4 protein-coding genes are annotated in these 6600 nt (G+C 42.0%); 3 read left to right on the top strand and 1 reads right to left on the bottom strand.

What is annotated here, in order from left to right; genetic code table 11:
* Positions 1–12: 12 nt before the first annotated feature.
* Genes AB5217_RS15150 through AB5217_RS15160 form a run of 3 tightly spaced genes read left to right on the top strand, consistent with a single transcriptional unit; the run spans position 13 to position 4030 of the window.
* Positions 13–1410: an Ig-like domain-containing protein gene (locus AB5217_RS15150; RefSeq protein ID WP_004305014.1), complete on the top strand. Its 1398-nt coding sequence runs from the start codon at positions 13–15 to the stop codon at positions 1408–1410.
* A gap of 34 nt (positions 1411–1444) precedes the next feature.
* Entirely contained in the window at positions 1445–2734 is a 1290-nt protein-coding gene (locus tag AB5217_RS15155) for an alginate lyase family protein (RefSeq protein WP_004305013.1), read from the top strand.
* Positions 2735–2776: 42 nt separating this feature from the next.
* Positions 2777–4030 carry an acetylxylan esterase gene (locus AB5217_RS15160; RefSeq protein ID WP_080706898.1) on the top strand — a complete coding sequence of 418 codons (1254 nt, stop codon included), beginning with the start codon at positions 2777–2779 and terminating at the stop codon, positions 4028–4030.
* Between the two features lie 180 nt (positions 4031–4210).
* On the opposite strand, the gene AB5217_RS15165 is transcribed toward AB5217_RS15160, so the two are convergent.
* Entirely contained in the window at positions 4211–6295 is a 2085-nt protein-coding gene (locus tag AB5217_RS15165; protein WP_032845420.1) for a BT4734/BF3469 family protein, read from the bottom strand.
* Positions 6296–6600: the final 305 nt, after the last annotated feature.

A 6600-nucleotide genomic window follows, 5' to 3' on the forward strand; every position in this document is an offset into this window, starting at 1 on the left:
ATTGTAAGTGACATGAAAAACAGATATTCATTGTTTAAGAAAGGATATTGGGAGGCTGGTGTATTACTTGGCTTATGTCTGTTAATAGCTTCCTGCGGAGAGAAGGAATTTACTACTGACATGCCCGAGAACAAGTTGATTACAGCTATTTCATTGGAAGTGAGTAGTGAACTGCCTGTGCAGTTGGGAACAGATACAACTATTGTCTATCATATTACTCCCGAAAATGCGGATCATACAGAGTTGAAGTGGACGACTACTAACGAATTGGTAGCTACAGTATCACAAGATGGAACGATTTCTGCTAAATCGTTGGGAAAAACGATGATTACCGTAACTCCATCGGTAGGATTTGGAACAGCATCCACTGTACGGACTATCGAGGTAACAGTGATTCCGGAAGTAATCAAGACTACCGGGATTCAGTTTACAAACGTTGAGGAAGGAGTTTACGAAACTGATAAATTACAGTTGAAATATGATATATTGCCTGCTGACCATACTTATTCTTATTTGACTTGGGCAAGTAGCAATGAAAATATTGCGACGGTAGATAAGAATGGAGTAGTGACGGGGATAAAAGCCGGAGATGTGACTATCTATGCATATACGCACGATGGCAGTAATGTAAGAGGAGAATATTCATTGAAAGTGATGAAATATGAACCTGCGACGAATGTTGAGATTGTTCCTCATACGGATGTTCTCTACTGGAAACAGCAACTTGATTTAGACTTTACGCTAACACCGGAAGTAGCTACTGTAAGTTCTGTGGAATGGACATCAAGCGATGAGAAGGTATTGACTGTGGAAGGAGGAAAAGTGAAAGCCATGGGCTTCGGAGCAGCCACTGTTACTGCCACTTGTATAGAGACTGGCAATAAATCGACTATCGACTTGACTGTAGCCTCAGGTTTTTATGTATGGGATGCCACAACAGACTTTGAGGGATGGGCTATCAATAGTAATATTGGCTCTATGGAGCGTAAAGACGGAAAACTGGTTATGACCGTGACTGCTGATAATAATAAGCGCGTGTATATGCAAAGAGTCTATAGTACGGTAGCTAATCAGATGGATATGAATTTTAAAGATTATCCGGTGATTGCCATGAAATGCACAGATATACCATCGGGTGCACAATATACTCTTAATCTTGCTAACTTGGGAAATACCATAAATATCGCACCGGCTATGAAAGTTGAGAAATTGTCAGATGGTACACAACTGGTTTATTATGACGCATCTTCCTTAGCACAGTTTACCAATACAGAAGGGGTCGTTCCGATTAGAGCCTTTATGTTCAAGATATTAAAAGTCGATATTCCTTCATTCTCGGCAGACTGGATACGTACATTTAAGAGTGTAGAAGAAATGATGACGTTTTCAGAGGTTGAGGCTGGGAAATAATATGGACTTATATTCACCTTATAGTTAAATGATTATGAAGATAGATTATATAAAGAATCAGATAAAGGTAGCAGGCATGGTGATTGCCTGCACCTCACTATGCTCGTGTAACAGTGAAATAGAAGATGGGACGACCGATATAGATAGTTGGCCGTTGCCTCGCATAGAAGTGACCTACCCTACGGAATTTGAACACCCGGGAGTTGTTTTTACTGTAGAAGACATCGAGCGTTTTCGTAAGATTGCTACCCAACAGATACAACCACAATATGCGGGTTATGAATTATTGAGCGCGGATAAACTCTCTCAAAGTACATATATAATGAATGGTCCTTATGATGAAATTTATGCCGGTGAAGATGCTTCTCATCCGAACATCATGAATCAATTTGGAAACGATTTTGCGGCAGCTTGTCAGAATGCCATTATGTTTGCTGCTACACAACAAAAAGGCTATGCTGATAAGTCAATGGAGATAATACGTGGCTATTCCGCCAGCCTTAAAAAGCCTGTCTATAGTGCGAGACAAGCCGGTTTGGATCATGTATTGATGGTGGGTAACTTATGCATAAAACTAGTTTATGCTGTTGAGCTTATGCGATATCTTGATGGTTCCGGGATGACGAATGAGGACTTTCAGGGAGCATGTGATATGTTTAAGCGGTGTTTTATTCCCGTATTAGATGATTTCTTCTCTATCACAGAGCCTAAGAATAAGGCAGTCGGTAACTTTGGCGCATCTGCCATTAACTGTTACATGGCCATGGCGATTGTATTGGATGATATGGAAATGTATAAGAAAGCTATAGATATTTATCTTTACGGATATGAAAATGGTTCTATACGTTATTATATAGATGGAGAAACTGGACAATGTCAGGAAAGTGGTCGTGACCAAACACATGCACAGTTGGGATTAGGTATGATGTCCATGCTTTGTGAGACGGCCTGGAAACAAGGTACTGATCTCTACGGTGTGTTAGACAACCGCTTGCTGAAAGGCTATGAATATACAGCTAAATATAATTTAGGGTATGATGTGCCATTCAAGTATATGCCGGAACTCACCGGGAAGTATAATTGGTATGAAATAGACGAAGTAGACAAGAAAGAGGTAGCCAGTGGTCAGAGACCTGAATCAAGACGTGGTAAATTTGCTCCTGTCTATGAGCGGGTGTACAATCATTATGCGACACGTTTAGGATTGGGAATGCCTTATGTGAAAGAAGTCTTAGAAACAAAGGTTCGTCCTGAAAACGCCGGTACTGATATTGCTCATTTGGGGTATGGGACTTTTCTGTATTGTAGCGAAGGTTTTGAATAGTAGTTTATGAAAAGACTGTTTTTTATATTCATTTCTTTCTGCATGGCGGCGGCTCTGTCCGCCCAATTGCAGGAAAGAATGGTTAAAGTGAATGTTGTACCTGATCATGTCGATTGGAAGTACGAACTGGGTGAGAAGGTGAAATTCAACGTTGTGGTGACAAAGAATCGTGTACCTCAAGAAAATGTGACTGTATGGTATGAAGTTGCTCAGGATATGATGCATCCGTTACTCAAAGATACCATTGTCTTGGAAAATGGTGTGCTGACATTGGATGCCGGAACCATGAAAACTCCTGGCTTTTTGCGTTGTCGTGTCTGGACAAAATATGACGGTAGAACTGTTGAAGGACGGGCTACGGCTGCCTTTGAACCTGAGAAGATAAAACCGACAGCTGTTTTGCCAAACGATTTCAATACTTTCTGGGAAAATGCCAAACAGGAGAATGTTCGAATTCCTATGAATGCGAAATTGCGTTTACTGCCCGAACGTTGTACCGAGAAGGTGAATGTTTATGAATGGAATGTACAGAACTACCGTTTGAACAGCCGGGTATATGGTATTCTTTGTGTGCCGGTAAAGCCCGGGAAGTATCCTGCTTTATTGCGGGTACCGGGGGCGGGAGTACGGGGATATGCCGGTGCAATTGTAGAAGCGGAAAAAGGTATGATTACGTTGGAAATTGGCATTCATGGTATTCCGGTAACATTAGAACCGTCCGTTTATGCTAGTTTGAGCCAGGGAGGTCTTTATCGATATCAATATCAGAATTGGGACAATCGTGATGAAGTTTATTATAAACGCGTCTATATGGGATGTGTACGTGCGGTAGATTATCTTTGTTCTATGAAAGAATTTGATGGCAGCAACCTCTTGGTGCAGGGAGGTAGTCAGGGAGGTGCGTTAGCCATCGTCACGGCGGTTCTTAATCCGCGTGTGACAGGAGTCGTTAGCTTCTTTCCGGCACTTAGCGATTTGAGCGGCTATGAGAAAGGACGGGCAGGTGGATGGCCGCATTTATTCAGAGATTCCACCGATGCTGTCGAAATCAGAAAGAAGAAATTGGAAGTATCTTCTTATTATGATGTGGCTAATTTCGCAAAGCAGCTGAAAGTCCCGGTCTTCTTCTATTTAGGATATAACGACATGGTATGTCCTCCTACTTCCACATTTTCTGTATATAACGTAATTACTTCCCCTAAAGAGATTGTGATAATGGAGGAAGCCGAGCACTATGCTTATCCGGAACATTGGTCACAGGCTTTGCAATGGATTTATTCTAAACAGGGAATGTGAGAGGGGCTCTTATGATTCGTATGTTACTACTCATATAAGATTTGTACCTGTTTTATTGTCATACTGTCAGGGATACACTCAAGTAGATGAATATCAGCACTCTGTCACCTGACAATAACCATTGATAATAGGCTGATAATAAAATATCCCGACTTTTATTGTCAGCCTTACTTTTATCTCTTATAATACCTTTATAACCTGATAAACAGTACCTTTATAAGTATGCTTCGAAGGAATGCCGCATTTTTGCAGCAATCTCCCGAAGTGATATACTTTGTTATCGGACAATGAAATACCGCTTTTTTTCTTCAGAAAATTCAAGATTTCGACTGGAGTAAGAAATTCCCCTTCCTCTTTCGTTTGCGCAGTCTTGAAATACTGATAAAACAATTGCAACATAGCTGGTGTTTGCTCAAACTCACGGTTATTTTCAGTCATAATCTGCTCATCTTCACTGTCAAACCAGTATCGTTCACCATGATAAATCTCGTGTATGGCTTGTGCATAAAGCTGTTCATAATCTATCGGCTGTGTAGTGTCGATGTTTCCTGTCACTTCAATACAAATGAAACGGCGGCTTCCCGAAGGATCAGTCAACAAATCCTTCTGATTGCTTGTACCGATAAATGAAGCATACCGCTGCAATTCAAGTACCGAGCGACCGTGCGGTTTCCGTAGATTGACCACAGGCTTTTGAAGAATATGTTTCAGAAATCCCTGTTGTGGCAGGGTAATCTGGTCAAACTCATCGATGTTGATGAGCGCAAATCGATTCAGATACAGTTCTGCGTCCCGTTTTTGGCTGAAATCAATACTGTCTGTATAGTAAGCGCGAAGTGCAGGTGGAATCATTTCACGACAGAAAGTTGATTTATGAGTTCCCTGGCGGCCCACTAATATGGGTGACGTATTGTTCGCGTGCATTTTATCTACCCCTCTCCAATGTGAAACCATATTCAGGAACCAACGGTGGAAAAGTAATTCCCAATGCGGATTTTTGCAAGGAACCCTGTTTGCCAAAGCATGAATACGGTCTTTGCCGTCCCAATGAGGCAGATGAAACAGGAACTCTTCCAACGGATTGTAGATTGGCACACGGTTGGAATGTAAGTATCGGTCTATGTCCCTGTCCCATACGCCAATACCTTCGGATTGGGCATCAAGCATGATACTGTTTTGTGCCCGTTTGTCAATAGGATGAAAATAAAACTGAAACGAGAAACGCTCCCGATATTCCACTTCCCCGATCTGCGTATTATAACGGAACTCATAACGACGGTTCATAAATTCATCCATTTGCAGGCTAAGACGTTGCTCTTTAGTCAGGCAGCTGCTTTTGGGCACTCCCTTACATTCCTTATATACGTTTCTTATCATTTCGCGTACCAGCATCGGATTTTTTCTTTTGTAATAACGCGTGATGGTTCGTCGGGTTACCTCCTCTTCCGGGATGCCAGAGTAGTAACAATTTTCGGCAAGCGGGACTACTAATGTTTGCAAATCATGATCGTTTCGATGCCAGTCCGTTTCCATTTCTTCGAATGTTTTCCGCAATGCCGCTTCATAAAGCAATGCTACCGTATCTTCCGTGTCATACCCCGGCAGTGCTCGATTCAGCGGAGATGCTTCAGTGCTCGATTTCTCATGATAAGTCATCTCGCCGGGCATACCGATGGGCTGTGAAAGATAGAAAGGTACGGGAGCGGGACGATAAATCAAGTCCGGATCATAACTAAGACGTGAGAATTGTTCCAGTTTCGGCTCTTTTAATAGAATGTTGAAGGGAAGTTGAGGCTGATAACATTTAATGGCAAGCCGGTAAGCATGTGCCTGAAACACTTCGGCTTCTTCCGTTGTTTGCGGTAAAGTGCCGTCCGGACGGGTGAAGCAAGTCCATATCTTGACGCTTTTACCACTTGCTCCCATAAAAGCCAGCATTGTTTGGGGAAGTTCGGCAGCCTTTTGCTTCACGATTTCCACTTCTGTCTTTCCGGCTAGCGGACCGATGGTCAGTTCTACAATGCCATTGTAGGTTTTCATTCGCTTCACTCCGTTCACTCGCCCGAAGGCTGCTGCGGGAATCACTCGTGGTAGTTTGCTGGCGAGGGAACAAGGCTCATCGGGTAGAACAAAATGCAGGGCCTGACGTAATCCGGTTACCGGGCGGAGCTTAGTTTCTTTTTTCATTTTTTCTATCAGCAGGTCGATGTCTGTTACGCTTAGTGCCTCCGTATCTCCGTTTTCCCTGATTTGTGTAATCTTCATTTTTCTTCTCTTGATATTTAATGAGAGTAAGTGTTTGTTATTGGTTTCAAAGGTACGGATAAGGTATCTGTAAAGCAAACTATTTGCGCTTTATCGCGATAAAGAATGTGCTTTCTTGTTATACTCTATTCAAGAAGGCGGACTTGAAACATTAACAAGCAAGTAAAGATATGCTCGCCACTGTGTATTGTTGCATAAAGACACCGTTATTCTTACGTTAACTTACCGCAGGGAAAACGCATTATACTCTTTCCTTAATCTTTTATACATTTATCTTACACCAATATTGTCTTTTCATCTTATTA

The organism is Bacteroides sp. MSSM.1001136sp1_RTP21357st2_D2_RTP21359_211015 (assembly GCF_040913205.1).
In the GTDB taxonomy this organism is placed as follows: Bacteria; Bacteroidota; Bacteroidia; order Bacteroidales; family Bacteroidaceae; genus Bacteroides; species Bacteroides ovatus.